This window comes from uncultured Mucilaginibacter sp. (assembly GCF_903913935.1).
In the GTDB taxonomy this organism is placed as follows: domain Bacteria; phylum Bacteroidota; class Bacteroidia; order Sphingobacteriales; family Sphingobacteriaceae; genus Mucilaginibacter.
The window spans coordinates 1-18,688 of sequence record NZ_CAIWNH010000070.1; the positions used below are offsets into that span (position 1 = coordinate 1).

Here is an 18,688-nt window from a genome sequence, read left to right on the forward strand (position 1 = left end):
AATTGCATCTTGATAAGCTGGCTCCTGCAGGACAAACGCTTTTTATTGACAGTGATTGTTTGATTTATGGAAATATGGAGAGCATTTTCAAAAAATTTGAAGGGCATTCAGTTTCTGTTGTTGGTGGCTATATTTCAATAGGGGAGTGGTTTGGTAACGTTGCAGCCATCTGCAAAAAATTCACTGTTAAACAACTGCCCAAATTTAATGGAGGGATCTATTACCTGGAAAATGGCAGCAAAGCCGCAAAAGTTTACGGTCTGGCCCGGGAACTGGAAACCCAGTATGACGAAATAGGATTTGTGCGCCTGCGCGAACGGCCAAATGACGAGGTAATCATCGCATTGGCTATGGCATTGAACGATGAAAAACCTATTGCTGACGATGGGACGATCATGAGTGACCCGCTATCCTGCCCGGGCAAATATGCTACCGATGTTATAAAGGGTAAAACAAGCTTGTATAATCCGCCAAAACCAAGCCCTTTACACCAGGATTGGTACCCTTTTGAAAAGGTACATCCTTTGATCATTCATTTCCTGGGGCACCACTCATTGAACTACCAGTATAAAAAAGATGCCTGCCTTTTGCAGGCGGCGAGTACGAATAAGTTAACTGCCTGGCGTAAAATATCGGCTGCGATTACTATTGAATTACCTGAGCGAATAAAGGAGAGCGCAAAAAATCTGCTGAGGCCCGTTTATAAAATATTTTTTGGTACGAGGGCCATAAAACGATCGGAAAGATTATAACATGAGAAAAAATTTAATTATCGGGGCGGCAACAGGGTATAAATATGATGCAATGAAGTATTTTTTTACTTCATTGAAAAAAATAAATTTTGATGGCGACATAGCAATATTGGTAAGCGAAAGTGTTGATGAGGAAACAAAAAGCAATCTGCTGCTACATGGAGTAAAATTAATTTTTATAAAAGACAGCGCGATTTCATTTGCCAAAAAATATGCGCAGTCAAGGCTCTGGAAAGTCCATTATTTACCGCATAAACTTTTATTTAACCTGCTGAATAATGGTCCCGATAAAATAAACAAGTTGAGCAGGTATTTAAAGATATTCCACCTGATTTCAGGATCGCGGTATTGCTATTATTATGATTATATGCTTGCCAATAAAAACAAGTATAAATACATATTAACCACCGATGTGAGGGATGTTGTTTTCCAGGCTGATCCTTTCGCCGGTTTGAAAGACGAAGTGCTGAAGTTTTACGAACAGGATGAATCAATAGAACACAATTTTTACACCTCGTACTGGATAAAACATGCTTTCGGAAAAAAAGCATTGGCGGCCCTAAAAGATAAAAAGAGCATATGCTCAGGTACTACCATTGGTTCGGTTGACAGGATGCTGGATTATCTTGAGAAAATGATTGTTGTGCAGGCGCAAATTACAGGTGGCCTTACAGGCCTTGGCGGATTCGACCAGGGGGTGCATAATTATATGATATACAATAACTATTTCCCTGAATGTGCAGTGATTGAAAATCCTACACAGGAGGTGGTTACCCTTGAAAACCTTGAAAGCGTAACGCTTAACAGCGATAACGAGTTGGTTAATCAAAATAATAAAGTTATACCCGTTGTACACCTGTACGACAGGTATCCTGATTTGAAATTAAAAGCATTGTTGTAAAGGAAAAATCAATGGACGTTAGCATTATCATTCCAACCTATAACCGCCTTTGGTCGCTGCCCAAAGCGGTTGAGAGCTGCCGGTATAGCAATTGCGCCGTTGAGATCATTGTAATTGATGATGGCAGTATTGATGGAACGATAGACTGGCTTAAGCAGCAAAAAGGTATTGTTATTTTGCAGCAAACCAATTGGGGTAAATGCTGGGCGGTAAACAGTGGCTTTGCAATTGCCAAAGGAAAATACATTAAGTTTTTAGATTCGGACGATAGCATTGCAGCGGGCGCGATTGACGAACAATTTACTATTGCCGAAGGAAACAGTAGCGATATTGTAGTAAGCGGCTATACTTTGGTTGATGAAAACGGCAAACAATTGTCGCAGCATATATGGGTGGAATGTGATGACTTTATTGCGCAGCAATTGGGCGAATGCGACAGTTCGCATTATTCAGCTTATTTATTTAAAAGATCATTTATTGAAGATATCCCTCACCGGCCCGACTTTGCTTTTCGCGACGACCGGCTTTTTGTAATCGAAGCAGCGCTGAAGCATCCAAAGGTTAACGTTCACAGTGGCTATGCGTTGGTACATACCAAGCATACCAAATCAAAATTACAGTTAAACCAGGGAATGCAGAAAACGGTACAGGACTACCAGCACCTGAATCTATATAAAAAAGTACTTGCGCAGTTGGCCGAAAAAGAAGAGCTTACTGATCGCCGGAAAAAAGCTTCGATAAAGGCTTTGTGGCCCTTGTGCTGCTGGATAGCAAGGCATAATCTTGAAGATTCGATCAGTTTATTAGAATGGATCAAACAGCTTGATCCGGATTTTACGATCCCGGACAAAGGCCTGCTTGGATTTTTATATAAAAATGTGGGGGTTAACAACACCCACCGGCTGCTTAAGATCAAACGGTCTTTTTAGCACACGAAACAGACTTTAAAGATGGAACTAAAAGAAAACTCATCACTTAACCGTTACGATTGGGCAGCAAAAAAGATCGGTGAAATAACTGGTAACCAAACGACCACATTGTATGATATTGGCTCGAGGGATAATATCCTGAAAAAATATATCGCATCGGCTGGCATTGATTATAAAGCTTTTGATTTGGAGCCATTGGATGCCTCAGCCGAAAAATGGGATATTGAAAGGCCCTTTCCGTATGCACATGCGCCGGCGCAGGTAGTTACCATGTTGGAGATCATTGAGCATTTAAGAAATCCCTGGCTGTGTATGAAAAATGTTTTTGATACGATGGCGCCCGGCGGCCTGCTGATTTTAACCACACCCAGCCCCGCCTGGAGTACCAGCCGGATAAATTTATTAAAGAGTGGTTATTTAACTTGTTTTACCCCGTCGGACCTCGAGCTTAATCACCATGTTTTTACGGCATGGCCGCATATTGTGGAGAGGCTATTGAAAGATACCGGCTTTGAAATAATTGAGTATAGCACGCTTGACGGAAAAACCACACTGTTTGGCAAAGGTCTCGGCGGGCTTTCGGCGCCTTTAAAATTGGTTTCGCGGTTGGTAAAAAAAATAATAGAAAGCAGGGATGCAACTTCATGCGGTATGAGCTATGGAATAATTGCCAAAAAAATTGAATAAGCCCATCAATATATTTTACAGCGAACCCGACCCGGACAGGTGGTTTAAATACGACCGCTATCCCCGCAGGCTGATCAGACGCCTGGTGCGGGGCAAACAAAAGCCTGGTGGCGTGGCAACCATTGCTATCAATCTTTTAAAAGGATTCGACAGGATTGGCTATCCGTACCGCTATAATGATTATGGCTACATCCGCAAACATCCCGAAGAGATAGCGTGTATTATTGGCAAGCCGCACCTGGTATTTGAAAAGAAATGGAGAAATCCTATCATCCTTGGTGCAGGGATCTACTCGCACCCGATAGAATGCGCGGACCTGTTTGAACAATACCCTAACGTTAAACGCGTGCTTGTGCCTGGTGAATGGATGTGCGATATGTTTATGCCGGCATATGGAAATAAAGTACTTGCCTGGCCGGTGGGCATTGACACCGAACAATGGGCGCCTTATGACAGCGTTAAAACCTTCGATTTTTTGATCTATTATAAAATAAGGTGGCAGCATGAACAGATGGAGAGTGAATTGGTAGCCCCGATCAGCAAAGTGCTTGATGAGCAAAAACGTAGCTATCATTTTATTAAATACGGGCAGTATGCCCACGATGAGTTGACAGAAAAACTCAAAGTCTCAAAAGCGGTGATCTTTCTTTGCGAACATGAGACGCAGGGGCTTGCCTACCAGCAAATATTGGCTACCAATACGCCCATTTTAGCTTGGGATAGGGGCGGCTTTTGGCAAGATCCGCATTATTATCCCGACAGGGTAAAATATCAACCGGTAAGTTCGGTGCCTTACTGGGATGACCGTTGCGGCGTAAAATTTGCCGATGCCGCTGATTTTAAGCCGAAACTTGATACGTTTTTAAATAAAATAGATGAATTTAAGCCGAGGGATTATATCATTGAAAATCTTACACTTGAGATATGTGCCGAGAAATACCTGGCGATATGCAGGGAGGTGGAGGCAGAGTTAGGATGAGGATATTACTGATCATGGATCCCGGGATACCTGTGCCGCCAACATTATATGGAGGCCACGAAAGGCTGGTGTCGCTGTTTGCGGAAGAATACCAAAAGCTGGGCCACGAGGTGACCTTACTGGCCGGGCCGGACTCGCATTGCAGCGGCAAAACGGTTACCTTTGGCACGAATGATCTGGGGCGATCAAAACAGGTGAGATTTAAGGAGGCCCGCTTTGTTTGGAAATACCTGCATAGAAACCGGGATAACTTTGACCTGGTTCATAATTTTGGGCGTTTGATTTATTTGCTGCCCATCTTAAACAGCCCTTTAAAAAAAATAATGACCTATGGCAGGCCGGTGGCCCAGGGTGGGATAAAAATTGTAACCAGCCTGCCGAACCACCATTTAATTTTCACTGCCTGCAGCGATAATTGTGTAGCCACCGGCAATATAAAAGGCCATTGGGAAACGGTTTACAATGCGATTGATTTTTCGCAATACACGCTTAATAATAAAGTTGGCGCAGATGCGCCGTTAATATTTTTAGGCCGGTTGGACAGGATTAAAGGCGCACACACTGCTATAGAGGCTGCCAAAGCGACAAATAACCAATTGGTTATAGCAGGCAATATATCAGATACTGAAGAAGACCAGGCTTATTTTAAAACGGTTATTGAGCCGCAAATTGATGGTACTCAAATAAAATACGTAGGCCCTTTAAACGATGCCGAAAAGAATAGCCGATTAGGCCATGCTAAGGCACTGCTGTTTCCGATTGAGTGGGACGAGCCTTTTGGTATGGTAATGATAGAGGCGATGGCCTGCGGTACGCCGGTGATTGCTTTCAGAAGAGGCTCAGTACCTGAAGTGGTGGAAAATGGCATCACTGGTTTTATTGTGGACAATGCAGCCGGCATGCAGCAAAAAATTGCAGAGATCGATGCGGTCGACAGAAGCCTTTGCCGGAAAATTGCGATGGAACGGTTTAATGTAGGTGTAATTGCACGTAATTATCTGCAACTGTTTGAAGGTAAATAATATAAAATAAAGATGAGAACGATATACTGGCTGTTGGATTGGCTGTTGGAGGATGATCTGGGGCAGCTGACTAAATATCATCTTTTATATGATTGCATTACGTCCATTTTGCTTTTTTGCCTGATCAATTTTTCGATGCAGGTTTTAATAAAGGCGGAATTGAAAGTAAACCCCGACCCCATTGATGGATTTAAATTCAGGCTGCGGGCTACGCGGGTTGTTATTTTTGCATTTGTTATCTGGATTGGCTACCGCATTGTAAAGTTGATCTTAATCACCTCCCTGGCTTCAGATAATGATCAACTTTATCATGGTTGGCATTATGGTCTTTTATTATCGCTGATAGTTGGCATCCCGGTAATAATGTACAACCTGCTTAATTACCAAAAAACCGAATAATCGAACTGACCTGAACCTTATTGGGACCTGATAAAAAAATAGTTTTAATTTCATCGGGCCAGCCTTCTCTAAACCCGCGTTTGGTTAAAGAGGCTGATGCATTAACCGATGCCGGGTATGATGTAACTGTGTTATATGCTTACTGGAATGATTGGGGAACACTGCACGACGAGCAATTATTTGCAAAAAGAAAATGGAGGGCAATCCGTGTGGGTGGCGACCCGCTGCAAAAACGCTTTTTATGGTTTTTAAGCCGATTGATCCACCGGCTTAGCCGGTTCATTGTTCAAAAAACGGGGGTTTATATGCCGTTTGGGGATTTTGCCATTTCAAGAAGCAGTTATTTTTTAAAAGAAGTAGCTAAAAAGTACGAGGGCGACCTATACATTGCCCACAATTTGGGTGCCTTACCGGCAGCGGCTGACGCCGCCGCGCGGAATAAGAAGTTTTATGGTTTTGATGCGGAAGATTTTCACCGGCAGGAAATTGATGATGACATTAATTCATTCCATTACAAAATCTGCACTTATCTTGAAGATAAATATCTCCCAGGCGCCAATTACATTACCGCGTCCAGCCCTATGATTGCTGATCAGTATGCTGTGTTGTATAAACGGAACGTAACTGCCATCCTTAATGTATTTCCACGAACTGCCGGTATTTCTATCGTTAAAAATGAAAAAAAGCCATTAAAGCTTTTTTGGTTTTCGCAAACTATTGGTCCCGGCCGCGGGCTGGAACTTGTTGTGGAGGCGATAGGGCAGTCGCGCGTAAAATGCGAACTGCATCTATTAGGAAAACCGGTCGGGGGCTACAAACAAAACCTCACGCAGCTGGCCCAGGATGCCGGTATTGCCAATTATAACCTGTACTTCTACGAACCGGTAAAGGCAAGCCAGATCTTCAGCATCGGTTCACAATTTGACATAGGACTTGCATCAGAAACAAGTTCGTGCCTTAACAGGGATATTTCGTTAACCAACAAGCTCTTTACCTATGTCCAATGCGGGCTTGCTGTGGTGGCAAGCAATACCAGGGCACAACATAGCTTGCTTGAACTGTATCCGCAAACAGGCCAGGTTTATAAAAATGCAGCAGACTTGTCAGCAATCCTTAATAAATACCATAAAAACCGGGAATTGTTATATCAAACCAAAACAGCAGCCTGGCAAACAGGCCAAAACGAACTAAACTGGGAAATGGAAAGCGCTAAGTTTTTAAAATTGATAGAAAATGTTTGAAGCGGCGCCCACGGCGACAGCAAATAATAAAAAAACCAAATGGTTTTACGGGGTCGATAGCATCAGGTTTGTATTGGCATTTATCGTGATGCTTTCGCATTTTGATAATGTTTATGCCACGGCGCTCAAAAATTCGGCACATTCCATTTTCAGGGATGCCGGGTATTTTTTAGCCAACGCATTTGACGGCACTTCGGCGGTGATCGCTTTTTTTATCATCTCGGGTTTTGTGATCCACTACCCTAATAAAAACGGCATCCCAAATTTAACCGAATTCTGGATCAGGCGTTTTCTAAGGATATTGATTCCACTTGCTGTGATCCTCATTATCGGTACACAATTTAACCACCCTGAAAATGCCGTGGTATGGAGTTTGTTTTGCGAGTTGATCTATTACGGTTTGTACCCTTTTATGGCGAAGATCAGACTGAGCTGGAAAAGCAAGTTTCTGCTTTCATACATCATCGCCGCTTTGGTGATTGGTACGCTTTGTTTTCATGATGTTGTGGCTTTAGTTAAACAAACGAATACCAATTACCATGGTTATTACTGGCAGCTCGGCGGCTGGCTAACCTGGATAGTGGGTTTGCCCTGCTGGCTGTTGGGTGTGCTGGTAGCCGAACATATTGATGATTTAACACAAGCCAGCTTTAAATCAGTGATGATTTATCGGATCATTGTTTTTTTCATCAGCTGTTTTTGCTGTATTGGAAAATTTCACCTGCATCTCAGTTATATTCTCTCGATGAATATTTTTGCGCTGCTGATCTATAAATGGCTGCAAACGGAGATCGTTTACTTTAAAACGCATCCCTCCAATAAAACACTCGAGAAAATGGGTAAATTTTCTTACTCGCTTTACCTGTGCCACCCATTGTTTTACGTAATCTTACATCTGTTTCTAGTTTATAATACTTTTACCTACCCGCTATTCCTGTTGCTGGCCGTTACCATATCCTACGGCTTTTATTTAGCAGTAGAAAGACCAGGGCACCGGCTGGCCCGCAAGCTTAACCATAAATATAATACTTCGCTTAATTGAGACGCGTGTTGATCATTTCACCTTATTTTCCGCCCGTAAATACGGCCGATATGCAGCGGGTGAGGATGAGTTTGCCTTATTTTGAAGCAAATGGCTGGCAGGCTGAAGTGGTGGCTGTTGACCCCGCCTATACCGATCTCCCGCAGGATAAACTGATGGTTGAAAGTATCCCGGCGGGTACAAAAATACATCTCATTAAAGCCCTGGGTAAAAAATGGACTTCGAAACTGGGTTTTGGGAGTATTTCGTATCGGTCGTGGTGGTTTTTTCGGCAAAAAGTAAACCGGCTTTTAAAGGAAGGCAATTTCGATTTGATCTATTTCTCCACTACACAGTTCCAGGTTTGCACGTTAGGGGCTTACTGGAAAAAAAAGTTTAATGTGCCTTATGTGATCGATATGCAGGATCCCTGGCATTCCGAATATTACCGTGATAAACCCAAAGAACAACAGCCGCCAAAATACTGGCTATCCTATCGTTTAAATAAATACCTGGAGCCAAAAGCCATGAATACCGTTGGCGGATTGATCAGCGTATCAGAAAATTATATTGAGATCCTTAGGGATAGATATCCCCGGTTGAAAAATATCCCGGCAGAAACCATCACTTTCGGCGCCTTTGAGCCGGACATAAAAATCGCGGCCGAACATGCCGGTGAATTTGCGGCATTGCTTGATCCGGCGTTTAAAAACATCGTTTATATCGGCCGCGGCGGGATGGACATGTATAATGCGATCATGCCGGTTTTTGAAGCATTGAAACTGGGGTTAGCGGCTGAGCCCGACGAGTATGCGCAGCTAAAACTATTTTTTATCGGTACCAGCTATGCGCCGAACGGGCAAGGCAGTGCAACTATTTTACCTTTGGCAAAAGAACGCGGAATAGAAAAATATGTAGTGGAGATAACCGGCAGAATAGGTTATTACCATACCCTGCAAACCCTGCAGCAGGCGGATGGCTTGTTTATACCGGGTTCTGATGACCCGCAGTATACAGCTTCAAAAATATTTCCGTACCTTTTAACCCACAAGCCGTTAATGGCTGTATTTAATGCAAAAAGTTCGGCAATTGCTATTTTAAACGAGTTTGGAGTAAAGGATACTTACAGTTATGACGAAACACCGGGCCTGCTGTCAAAAATTGATTCTTTTTTTAAATTGATATTGAATGGAGGCGCAGGTACGCCGGAGTATAGTGCTGATGCGGAAAAAAAATATTCGGCACAAATGATGACAAAACGGCAATGCGATTTATTTAATAAGGTTATTTTTACATCCTGATGAAGAGATATGTTCAATACGGTTGCGGATTTTCGGCCCCGGACGAATGGGTGAACTATGATGCATCCCCAACTTTAAGGTTTGAGCGTTTACCTATACTGGGCAAATTATATACGCGCAACAAACAACGTTTCCCGGCAAATGTAAAATATGGAGATATTGTTAAAGGATTGCCCGAACAAATGGATAGCTGCGATGCGGTTTATTGTTCGCACATACTGGAACACCTGTCCTACGGGGATTTTTTAACCGCGCTAAAAAACACCTATAAAATATTAAAGCCCGGCGGAACTTTCAGAGGCGTTGTGCCTGATCTGAAAGCTGCTGTGCAAGATTATATTTCCGGCTACGACACTACCGAAGCGCCTGCCAATGAATTGATGCGTGATACCATGCTGGGGGTTGAAAATCGCCCAAAATCTCTTTCATCCAATATCAAGGGCATGTATGGCAACTCCAAACACCTTTGGATGTGGGATTACAAATCGTTGGAATATGAATTGAAAAAGGCCGGTTTTATCAACATCCGCCCTTGTGCTTTCGGGGACTCAGAGGGTCCCGTGTTTAAGTTTGTTGAAGAGGAAAGCAGGTTTTACAAAGCAGCTGCCTTTGATTGCCAAAAATGAAGAAACTGATAAAATTATGTTCCTAAACGATTAGACTATTTGAGACAAAGAATACAAGCGCTTGACGGCCTTAGGTTTATAGCGGCTATGGGGGTTTTATGGATACACTGCTGGGCAATACATGGAAACCCCAGGTGTTACGTTGGGAAAATAGATATATCTGATTTTTTAGCTTTGGGCGGAAATGGTGTTGACCTATTTTTCGTTATCAGTGGGTTTTGTATGTACTATTTCTATGCTTCAAAGAACAATTTCTCCTACCACGATTTTTACAGGTTTCTGTTAAAAAGATGGTTTCGGCTATCGCCGGCGTTTTATGCTTCAGTTGTTATTTATATTGTAACGGCAAACGTTTTTTATAACGCCCGGTTAAATAGCATAAATTATTTTCTGCATAGTTTATTTTATCTCAATTTTATTGAAAATAAGTTTATTATCGCTGGCCATTTTTGGACTTTGACTGTTGAGTGGCAGTTTTATTTTATCGTTCCCTTTTTATTGATTTATCAAAATATCATAGGCTTTAAAAAGACATTTATTTTAATTTTTGCGGCGATTTATTTAACAGCTATTGTTTCAGTCTTAATCTTGCAAAATCATATGGATTTATTGACATATACCATTCTTTTCAGGAGTGTTGAATTTGGTTGTGGTATTCTCTCGGGAAGGTTGTTATTAAAGAAGGATTTTGTGTTGTCGAACCGTGTGGCATGGCTGGTTGCATTTATAGCTGTTACTTATTTAGGTAGAATCCTGGTATCTAACACAATATTGTCTCTTTCAGCTGAATTCTATAATTTATTTAAACTAGCTGGTTTTACATTAATGGGATTTGGGTTTGCCGGAATTTTGTATTTGTCAGTCACTTCAGTCAAGTGGCTGAATTTATTCCTCGGGAATGGATTATTTAAAAAAATGGGAAGAATATCTTATAGCTTCTATTTGTTACATGCTTTAATTATTCCGGTTGTTGCTCAATTTGTTATTCAATATGCGCCTGATCTTAAAGGTATATCAGCGCCATTAGTCACAATGACTATAAGCGCAGTTATCTTATATCCGCTTTCCTTATTGAGTTTTAATTTATTTGAAAAACCGTTTCTTTCAATAGGGAATCTTTCTTCGAAATGAAAAAGCTGGCTATTATATCAACGCATCCCATTCAATACTACGCGCCCGTATTTCAATTAATGTACAAAAGGGCTAAACTGGATATCAAAGTTTTTTATACCTGGGGCGAAGCATCGGCCCATAAATTTGATCCCGGATTTAAAAAAAAGATAAAATGGGATATTCCTTTATTGGAAGGATACCCCTATGAATGGGCGGAAAACACCTCAAAAAATCCGGGTACGCATCATTTTAACGGGATCGTAAACCCCGGTCTGATCGAACAAATAAAAAGCTGGCAGCCCGACGGCATTCTTATTTACGGATGGGGCTTTCAAAGCCACTTAAAAGTGCTCCGGTATTTTAAAAATAAGATACCGGTTTTCTTCAGGGGGGATTCTACTTTACTGGATGAAGAAAACAGCGCGAGGGCGATACTAAAAACAGCATTTTTAAAATGGGTTTACCGCCATGTTGATCATGTATTTTACCCGGGCACCAATACAAAAGCATACTTTAAGAAATACGGACTGAAAGATGCGCAGTTGAGTTTTGCGCCGCATGCCATTGATAATAAGCGTTTTGCCGTAGACAGAAGTGCTGAAGCGTTGTCACTAAGAAAAAATCTGGGAATTGAAGAATTTGAAATACTCATCCTGTTTGCTGCTAAATTTGAAGAAAAGAAATCGCCGGTGTTATTACTGGAAGCTTTTTTAAACCTGAACAATGCAGGTTCACATTTACTTTTTGTAGGCAACGGCCCGCTGGAGGAGCAATTAATACTTAAAGCTAAACAGCATAGCCGCGTTCATTTTATGGATTTTCAGAACCAAACGCAGATGCCGGTCGTTTTTCAGGCCAGCGATTTGTTTTGCCTGCCGTCAAAAGGACCTGGAGAAACCTGGGGGCTGGCCATCAACGAAGCAATGGCTGCAGGAAAAGCCATCCTGGCTTCGAATAAAGTGGGCGCGACAGTTGACCTGGTCAAGCCCGGTGAAAACGGGGATATCTTCAGCGCGGAAATATCTTCTGACCTTACCCGGAAGCTCGATCAATTAATTTGCAAGGGAAAAATCGGTTTGGCTGAAATGGGAAAAAGTTCGAAGGTTTTGATCGATAAATGGACAATTGAAGAACAGGTTACTATTATTGAAACTACAGTAAATAATGGATAAAAATCAACCAATTGAGCGGTACCTGGTTTTGTTCTTACCTTTTGGTATCGCAACATTATTCCAGTCAGATCCGGTATTGTCGTATTTTATCGCATGGATCGGAACAAATTTGATTTTTTACCTGAGCCTGAGCGGATGGGTAAAGCCCCTGCCAAAAGACAGGCCCATCGCTGAGCAGGTAATGCGGCCTATTTTTTTGGTGCAGATAATTTTTGCCGGGTATATGTCATGGAGCTCCGTGTTTTATTTTTTGAACCTATTGGGGTATGACAATTTTCAAAAAACGGATAATATTTATTTTGTTATTGATCATCAAAAAATTGAATTAACTGCGCTTTGCCAGCGTTATTATGTTTTAGGCCATGCGGCTTTTGTGACAGGTATTCTTGCGTTTATGAAATACCCCGTCAAAAAAAAATATTTTATCGAAAAGGAAAAAATTGCAAATATGTTATTTATAACAGCAATTGTCACCCTGCCTTTATCGGTGCTGTTTTTAAAGATCTCCGGCTTACAGCAATTTTATTTTCAGTTCAGTTCCCTTAGCTTTATTGCCGGCACGCTTGCACTGGCATTTGCAATACCCCTGAAAAAAATATGGAACACGGCTTTTTGTGTTCTGTTATACATATCAAACTTTTACGAGGCATTGATCTCCGGGTTTAAAGAGCCGATCATTATCAGTGTTTTGGTATTAGGTTTGTTTTTATATCCAAATTATAAGAAGCTGGTAACGGTTGTTTTTGTGCCGGCTTTGCTGGTCCTGTTTATTTTTCTGCCCACCTATAACCAGGTGTTCCGGGAAAATAACTGGTCGGGAGATGTTGATGCGGATGATGCCTATAAACTGGCGTTGGATGCCACTATAAAAAGCGAGCAGTCAGGAGATGACAGTAATTGGGGCTTTTTGGTTTACAGGCTGAGCGAAGTGGATATGTTCAATGAATTTGTCCAATCTACGCCTTCAAATATCGATTATTATGGCTTGCAGCTTTTAAAGCAATCGGCAATAGCGATAGTCCCGCGTGCTTTCTGGCCATCGAAGCCAAGTACTGAAGAATTGGTAATGGAGCGTGTTTATGATGCGGGGGTGATCAGGCGTGGGGCCAACGTATCCGCAAAGCCAGCCTATATTGTGGATGCTTATCTCTCGTGGGGAATACCGGGTATTTTGATCGGCTTGTTTTTATATGGCGCAATAGCACAACTTATCTCGCTAAAGGCCGAATACCTTTTTGGCGGATATACTTTGGGCACGGCGCTTATCTTCAGCGGGCTTTTCCAGATTTTTTGGCGGGGCTTGAGTTTTGAGTTCCTGGTTAACTCAGTTTTCTGGAGTTATATTAGTATGTATTTCATCTTCAGGATTTTAAGATATACGGGAGTACTGGAAGAGGTTTGAGAACTTTGCAAATTTGCGCGGCTTATAAACCCGCTTTTATTTATGGAGGGCCAACCATGTCGGTCTCTATGCTGGCTGAAAACCTGGTAAAGGCAGGCGTGGATACCGAAGTTTATGCCACCACCGCCAACGGGAAGGACGAACTGCCGGTGATCCCGGGGGAGAGGGTTATGGTAGATAGCGTACCTGTGACTTATTTTAAAAGAATTACCAAAGATCACAGCCATTATTCGCCCGCGCTTTTTAAACAATTGCGCAGCGAAGTAAAAAGCTTTGACCTGGTTCATATTCATGCCTGGTGGAATTTAGTTTCCATTTTTTCTTGTCTCATCGCGCTTAAGAATAAGGTGCCCGTGCTGCTTTCAGCCAGGGGAACGCTAAGTCCTTATTCCTTTCAAAACAAAAATATCGGCGTTAAATGGGCGATCCATCATTTGCTCGGTAAAGCATTATTAAAAAAATGCCATGTTCACGCTACCTCCAAAAGAGAGGCGGATGCAGTAAGCAGCCTGTTCAAACCCCAAAGCATGACGGTATTGCCAAACTTTATAAAGCTGCCTGAAGAAAGGCACTTTGCCCCAAGAAAACATTCTCCTGTTTTTAAATTACTATTCTTTTCAAGGATAGAGGAAAAAAAAGGGCTGGATCTGCTGATCAAAGCGTTGCCGGACGTCACTATTCCCTATAGACTTACGATAGCGGGCGATGGCGAACCGGCTTATGTTGCATCTCTTAAAACACTGGCGGCGGACAACGGTTTGGCCGATAGGATTGATTGGATAGGTTTTCAAAACGAAAATAAATTCGACCTGCTTTACGCGCATGACCTTTTCGTGCTGCCCTCATATGATGAGAACTTCGGCAACGCGGTTATTGAAAGCCTGAGTGTTGGTACAGCGGTATTGATAAGCGAGGACGTTGGTTTGGAGGATTATGTAAATGTCAATAACCTGGGTTGGCTCTGCCTTACCAACCCGGCGTCGGTAGCCTGGCATATCAATAATATTGCCATCAACGATATAGATGGTTTGACAAGGATCAGGGAGTTTGCGCCCGGTATCATCGCCGGCGATTTTAAGGACGAGCACTTAGTGAAAAAGTATGTGGACCTTTATAAAGAATTGATTGAAAAATGACTGAATATAAAGATTACGGCTTTCATACTGATGCACCTGCGCATACCTTTAATTACCTGCAGGAGCCTTTGTTATCATTGCTGGATAAGAATACAAATACCTGCATTCTGGACCTGGGTTGCGGGAATGGCTACCTGGCCAATTATTTAATCGCGCAGGGTTTTAATGCCTACGGAACCGATGCCTCGGAGGAAGGGATAAACATCGCGAAGCAAGCAACCCCTGACAGGTTTTTTATCCAGGATCTTTCAACAGGTAAATTGCCGGAAGAGCTGCAGGGCTTAAAGTTTGATACCGTTATTTCCACGGAAGTGATTGAGCATTTGTACGATCCGGCGGGTTTTATCCAATTTTGTAAAGAGGCGTTGAACGGCAGGGGTGAACTGATCATCACCACGCCATATCATGGCTATTTAAAAAATCTTTCGCTCAGCCTTTTTAATAAATGGGATCGCCATTTAAGCCCCGGCTGGCATGGCGGGCATATCAAATTTTGGTCGAAAGCTACGTTAAGCAGGCTGTTAACCGATGCAGGGTTTACCGTAACGGCATTTAAAGGCTGCGGGCGCGTTCTCTTTTTTTGGAAATCGATGATCATCAAAGCAAGGCTAAATTGAACAAACAGTTTTCTTTTATCATTATTACGTTTAACGAGGAAGTGCATCTTCCGCGCCTGCTGCAATCTATTAAAGATCTGGACGCGCCTGTTTTTGTGCTGGATTCCGGGAGCACCGATAAAACGATAGCCATTGCAGAAGAATTTGGGGCAATGGTTTTGCAAAATCCTTTTGTAAACCACCCGGCGCAATGGGATTTCGCACTCAAAAATTTCCCGGTTCAAACGCCCTGGGTGATTTGTTTGGATGCCGACCAAACCGTTACTCCTGAATTAAAACAACGTTTAGAGCGATTTAAAAATGAAGACTTTGCCGGTGTAAACGGTATTTATTTTAACCGGAAGAATTTTTTTAAGGGTCGCTGGATAAAACACGGGGGCTATTCGCCTATCTACCTGCTCAAGATGTTCAGGTTCGGTGTTGGCTATTCGGACCTGAATGAAAATATGGATCACCGGATCATTGTGCCAGGCAAAACCATTATCTGGAAGGACGGCTATATCCTGGAAGAAAACCTGAAGGAGAACAATATCAGCTTTTGGATAGCCAAACATAACCGTTACAGTGACCTTGTGGCGGATGAAGAAGTGGAGCGGATGATGCAGATCAGGTCGCAAACCGTAAAGCCGCATTTTTGGGGCTCGCCTGATGAGCGCACGGCATGGTTGAAACAATTGTGGTGGCAGTTACCGCGGTATGTGAGGCCAATGTTGTATTTTATATACAGGATGTTTTTTCAGCTGGGGATACTGGATGGCCGCACAGGCGTAATATTTCATTTTTTACAAGCATTTTGGTTCCGGTTGGTGGTGGATATCAAAATTGATGAGATACTGCAGCAACAGAACCCTTCGGCTGTAGTCGCGAATAAAAAAAGCAGCCCGGTAAGGTTTGTGCTCGTTTTTTTGCTGTTATTTCTTTTTCTCTATTATTTCAACATATTCTTTTTTGGCATCACCTCACATGGGAACCACTACAACGCTTTTTTAGCACAAAATTTAAACTACATCAGCTGGTTACGCCATTTTTTATTGATGAGCAGCGCATGGTTACTTAACCTGCTTGGCTACGGCGCCATTTATAACGAGTATGACCTTTTAGTGGCCGGCCATGGCACTATACAACTGGTGTACTCGTGCCTGGGACTCGGCGTTATCAGCTTTTTTTTAGCTTTTGTGCTGGCCTATCCAAAAAAGTTCGGATCGAAATGGATGTTTTTGGTAGGCGGCATTATCGGTATTGAGCTCTTAAATATCCTGCGGTTTGTGTGGCTGGCGATCTTTTGGGATAAAAAAGGATCTCATATATTAGACCATCATACTATTTTTAATATTTTGATTTACGTCATCATTGCAATTACATTGTATTTTTGGGTGAAGCATGATGATACATTCAATGTAAATGAATCAAAAAACTGATCTGTCCTCCTATAATAATGCCCCGTTTAACCCCGGAGGCAGAGCTTTCAAAAGATTTTTGTGGTATTACCTCAACGCATTTTTTTTAAAAACCAGCCTGGTGCCTTCAAATGGGTTTAAATCATTTTTGCTGCGGTTATTTGGCGCGAAGCTAGGCAAGGGTGTCACTATCAAGCCCGGCGTAAATGTTAAGTACCCCTGGCATCTCAGCATTGGAGACCATACATGGATAGGCGAAAACGTTTGGATAGATTGCCTTGTAGCGGTAACTATCGGCAGCAACGTGTGCATTTCACAGGGAGCGGTTTTACTTACGGGCAATCACAACTATAAAAAAACGACGTTCGACCTGGTCGTTGAAGGGCTTATATTAGAGGATGGCGTTTGGATAGGGGCAGGGGCCATGGTAATGCCGGGTATAAAGGCGTCATCGCATGCGGTATTATCCAGCGGTTCTGTAGCGACAAAAGATCTTGAAGCCTACAGCATTTATCAGGGAAACCCGGCTGTTAAAGTTCGCGACAGGGTGATCAGTTGAACAAGTAAATGTTTAATATAGATTTTCAAAATAAACAGGATGTCCGCCCTTAAACGAAATCCCCATAAAATCATTCTAGCATTTATCGCCATAGCTGTTTTGATCATGGGGATCATTTTGTTTATGATCCCTCCGGCATTGTTCCCTGACCCGGCAAATGGTTTGCAGGTATTAAGGAGCATGCACCTCGGTGGCGGTTTTAATAATATGGTGGCGCCTGACCAGAGTGATATTTCGCAGGATTACACGGAATATCTTACCTGGTGGTCGCCGGGCCAATATCTTGTCCCTTATTTTTTTAAGCTGATCGCCGCCATTACCATGGGGCAGGCCATCGCCGTTACGGTAAGCTTATGCACCGCTATCGGTCTGACAGGTTTTTATCAATTTTTTAAGAAGGTTGGGTTTTCTCCTATGATATCATCGTTAAGCCTGGTTTTTATCGTTTGCCAGGTTGCATTTTTTGTACCTTATGTTTATTACAATGGTGGCGAAATACTGCTTTTCGCATTTGAAGGCTGGTTTTTATATGGCTGTGCCTCCTTTGATAGGCCGGGGATTAGGGTTGCACTGTTTGTAATAATTGCCGGGTGGGCGGGCTTCTTTTTTAAATCATCCTTTATCTGGATCTATATTGCCGGATTATGCTGCCTGTGGGTAAAGCTCTGCGCATACCGCAAGGGCTTGCTGGAATGGGTAAAAAAAGGATTGTGGGTAAGCATTCCGGCAGTACTATCGCTGGCATGCATTTATGTGTTTTTCCTGTCGAAGGGGCAAAGCCCGGCAAGTACGGCCAAAGGTTTGAAGCTGGCTGCCGAAACCTTTAGTTACCCGCTGGCGTCCCCTTTGCTTTCAGCATTTTCTATTGATGATTTTATTCACGGGTTGATCTACCATTTTGGTCCCGCAATGCTTCCTCCGGGCTGGAGTGTTGTACTCCTGTTTTTATTTTCGCTGATGAGCCTGGTAATAATCCTGACGATCGTACGTCGCCTAACTAACAATACTTTCAGGTTGTTCCTTGTCCTTTTTTACTTTGTTGCCCTGCTGTTTTTTGGTTTTGCCTACCTGCACCAGCTGAACATTTCGTACGAGGCAAGGCATTTCCGGATCCTGGGTATTTTAATTGTGCCGGGGATGATCTGGCTGGTATCCAGGTCGGTCCCTGCTGTTAAGGTATTTTTTGCATTGATATGTTTGGGCATCGCAAGCTTTTCAGTACATTACTTATACACGGGTTTTTATTTCAATAAAAATATAAGCGCGCATGGCCTTACCGGTATTGCCCAGCCCAATATCGATCAGCAGTCCCTTAACAAAATCATGCAGCTTGATAAAGAAAATAAGCATGCCGTTTTTGTTTTCATCGCCAATGATTTAGGTCTTGAGGTGGAGCATAACCGCATCATTACGCTGCCGGCGATAAGCGATAAC

Annotated in this window: 19 protein-coding genes; all 19 read left to right on the plus strand. The window is 42.6% G+C overall.

Annotated elements, in window-relative coordinates:
* Positions 1-752 (plus strand): hypothetical protein (locus QZY09_RS02760; protein WP_295667792.1); only part of this gene is annotated, 752 nt, incomplete at its 5' end.
* A gap of 1 nt (position 753) precedes the next feature.
* Positions 754-1,653 carry a hypothetical protein gene (locus QZY09_RS02765; RefSeq protein WP_295667794.1) on the plus strand — a complete coding sequence of 300 codons (900 nt, stop codon included), beginning with the start codon at positions 754-756 and terminating at the stop codon, positions 1,651-1,653.
* Between the two features lie 11 nt (positions 1,654-1,664).
* Positions 1,665-2,582 (plus strand): glycosyltransferase family 2 protein, encoded by a 918-nt coding sequence (locus QZY09_RS02770; protein ID WP_295667795.1) that lies wholly within the window; start codon positions 1,665-1,667, stop codon positions 2,580-2,582.
* Between the two features lie 21 nt (positions 2,583-2,603).
* A complete protein-coding gene (locus tag QZY09_RS02775) occupies positions 2,604-3,269 on the plus strand; it encodes a methyltransferase domain-containing protein (RefSeq protein ID WP_295667797.1) in 666 nt (221 codons plus the stop codon).
* Positions 3,262-4,248 (plus strand): hypothetical protein, encoded by a 987-nt coding sequence (locus QZY09_RS02780; protein WP_295667800.1) that lies wholly within the window; start codon positions 3,262-3,264, stop codon positions 4,246-4,248. The genes QZY09_RS02775 and QZY09_RS02780 overlap by 8 nt, the downstream gene beginning before the upstream one ends.
* Positions 4,194-5,270, plus strand: a complete 1,077-nt coding sequence (locus tag QZY09_RS02785; protein ID WP_295667802.1) for a glycosyltransferase family 4 protein — start codon at positions 4,194-4,196, stop codon at positions 5,268-5,270. Before QZY09_RS02780 ends, QZY09_RS02785 begins: the two co-directional genes overlap by 55 nt.
* A 12-nt stretch (positions 5,271-5,282) precedes the next feature.
* Positions 5,283-5,669, plus strand: coding sequence for a hypothetical protein (locus QZY09_RS02790; RefSeq protein WP_295667804.1), 387 nt, complete (start codon positions 5,283-5,285; stop codon positions 5,667-5,669).
* 20 nt (positions 5,670-5,689) lie between these two features.
* Positions 5,690-6,910, plus strand: coding sequence for a glycosyltransferase (locus QZY09_RS02795; protein WP_295667805.1), 1,221 nt, complete (start codon positions 5,690-5,692; stop codon positions 6,908-6,910).
* Positions 6,903-7,952 (plus strand): acyltransferase family protein, encoded by a 1,050-nt coding sequence (locus QZY09_RS02800; protein ID WP_295667806.1) that lies wholly within the window; start codon positions 6,903-6,905, stop codon positions 7,950-7,952. The genes QZY09_RS02795 and QZY09_RS02800 overlap by 8 nt, the downstream gene beginning before the upstream one ends.
* A 5-nt stretch (positions 7,953-7,957) precedes the next feature.
* The gene (locus QZY09_RS02805; protein WP_295667808.1) at positions 7,958-9,232 is read left to right on the plus strand and encodes a glycosyltransferase; all 1,275 of its coding nucleotides are present in this window, start codon (positions 7,958-7,960) and stop codon (positions 9,230-9,232) included.
* A complete protein-coding gene (locus QZY09_RS02810) occupies positions 9,232-9,858 on the plus strand; it encodes a methyltransferase domain-containing protein (protein WP_295667810.1) in 627 nt (208 codons plus the stop codon). Before QZY09_RS02805 ends, QZY09_RS02810 begins: the two co-directional genes overlap by 1 nt.
* Positions 9,859-9,897: 39 nt before the next feature.
* Positions 9,898-10,989, plus strand: coding sequence for an acyltransferase (locus tag QZY09_RS02815; protein ID WP_295667812.1), 1,092 nt, complete (start codon positions 9,898-9,900; stop codon positions 10,987-10,989).
* Entirely contained in the window at positions 10,986-12,143 is a 1,158-nt protein-coding gene (locus QZY09_RS02820) for a glycosyltransferase family 4 protein (RefSeq protein WP_295667814.1), read from the plus strand. Before QZY09_RS02815 ends, QZY09_RS02820 begins: the two co-directional genes overlap by 4 nt.
* Positions 12,136-13,545: an exosortase Y-associated Wzy-like protein gene (locus QZY09_RS02825; protein WP_295667817.1), complete on the plus strand. Its 1,410-nt coding sequence runs from the start codon at positions 12,136-12,138 to the stop codon at positions 13,543-13,545. Before QZY09_RS02820 ends, QZY09_RS02825 begins: the two co-directional genes overlap by 8 nt.
* Positions 13,542-14,681 (plus strand): XrtY-associated glycosyltransferase XYAG1, encoded by a 1,140-nt coding sequence (locus tag QZY09_RS02830; RefSeq protein ID WP_295667819.1) that lies wholly within the window; start codon positions 13,542-13,544, stop codon positions 14,679-14,681. Before QZY09_RS02825 ends, QZY09_RS02830 begins: the two co-directional genes overlap by 4 nt.
* Entirely contained in the window at positions 14,678-15,298 is a 621-nt protein-coding gene (locus QZY09_RS02835; protein ID WP_295667821.1) for a class I SAM-dependent methyltransferase, read from the plus strand. The genes QZY09_RS02830 and QZY09_RS02835 overlap by 4 nt, the downstream gene beginning before the upstream one ends.
* Positions 15,295-16,716 (plus strand): exosortase Y, encoded by a 1,422-nt coding sequence (xrtY, locus tag QZY09_RS02840; RefSeq protein WP_295667823.1) that lies wholly within the window; start codon positions 15,295-15,297, stop codon positions 16,714-16,716. Before QZY09_RS02835 ends, xrtY begins: the two co-directional genes overlap by 4 nt.
* Positions 16,700-17,254 (plus strand): WcaF family extracellular polysaccharide biosynthesis acetyltransferase, encoded by a 555-nt coding sequence (locus tag QZY09_RS02845; protein WP_295667825.1) that lies wholly within the window; start codon positions 16,700-16,702, stop codon positions 17,252-17,254. The genes xrtY and QZY09_RS02845 overlap by 17 nt, the downstream gene beginning before the upstream one ends.
* Before the next feature lie 39 nt (positions 17,255-17,293).
* Positions 17,294-18,688, plus strand: a 1,395-nt coding sequence (locus tag QZY09_RS02850) for a hypothetical protein (protein WP_295667827.1), incomplete at its 3' end; no start/stop codon positions are given.

Bases quoted from the DNA above. Each gene is read 5' to 3' on its own strand.
- QZY09_RS02765 (WP_295667794.1), top strand. From the start codon at position 754: ATGAGAAAAAATTTAATTATCGGGGCGGCAACAGGGTATAAATATGAT.
- QZY09_RS02770 (WP_295667795.1), top strand. From the start codon at position 1,665: ATGGACGTTAGCATTATCATTCCAACCTATAACCGCCTTTGGTCGCTG.
- QZY09_RS02775 (WP_295667797.1), top strand. From the start codon at position 2,604: ATGGAACTAAAAGAAAACTCATCACTTAACCGTTACGATTGGGCAGCA.
- QZY09_RS02785 (WP_295667802.1), top strand. From the start codon at position 4,194: ATGTGCCGAGAAATACCTGGCGATATGCAGGGAGGTGGAGGCAGAGTT.
- QZY09_RS02790 (WP_295667804.1), top strand. From the start codon at position 5,283: ATGAGAACGATATACTGGCTGTTGGATTGGCTGTTGGAGGATGATCTG.
- QZY09_RS02800 (WP_295667806.1), top strand. From the start codon at position 6,903: ATGTTTGAAGCGGCGCCCACGGCGACAGCAAATAATAAAAAAACCAAA.
- QZY09_RS02810 (WP_295667810.1), top strand. From the start codon at position 9,232: ATGAAGAGATATGTTCAATACGGTTGCGGATTTTCGGCCCCGGACGAA.
- QZY09_RS02820 (WP_295667814.1), top strand. From the start codon at position 10,986: ATGAAAAAGCTGGCTATTATATCAACGCATCCCATTCAATACTACGCG.
- QZY09_RS02825 (WP_295667817.1), top strand. From the start codon at position 12,136: ATGGATAAAAATCAACCAATTGAGCGGTACCTGGTTTTGTTCTTACCT.
- QZY09_RS02835 (WP_295667821.1), top strand. From the start codon at position 14,678: ATGACTGAATATAAAGATTACGGCTTTCATACTGATGCACCTGCGCAT.
- QZY09_RS02845 (WP_295667825.1), top strand. From the start codon at position 16,700: ATGAATCAAAAAACTGATCTGTCCTCCTATAATAATGCCCCGTTTAAC.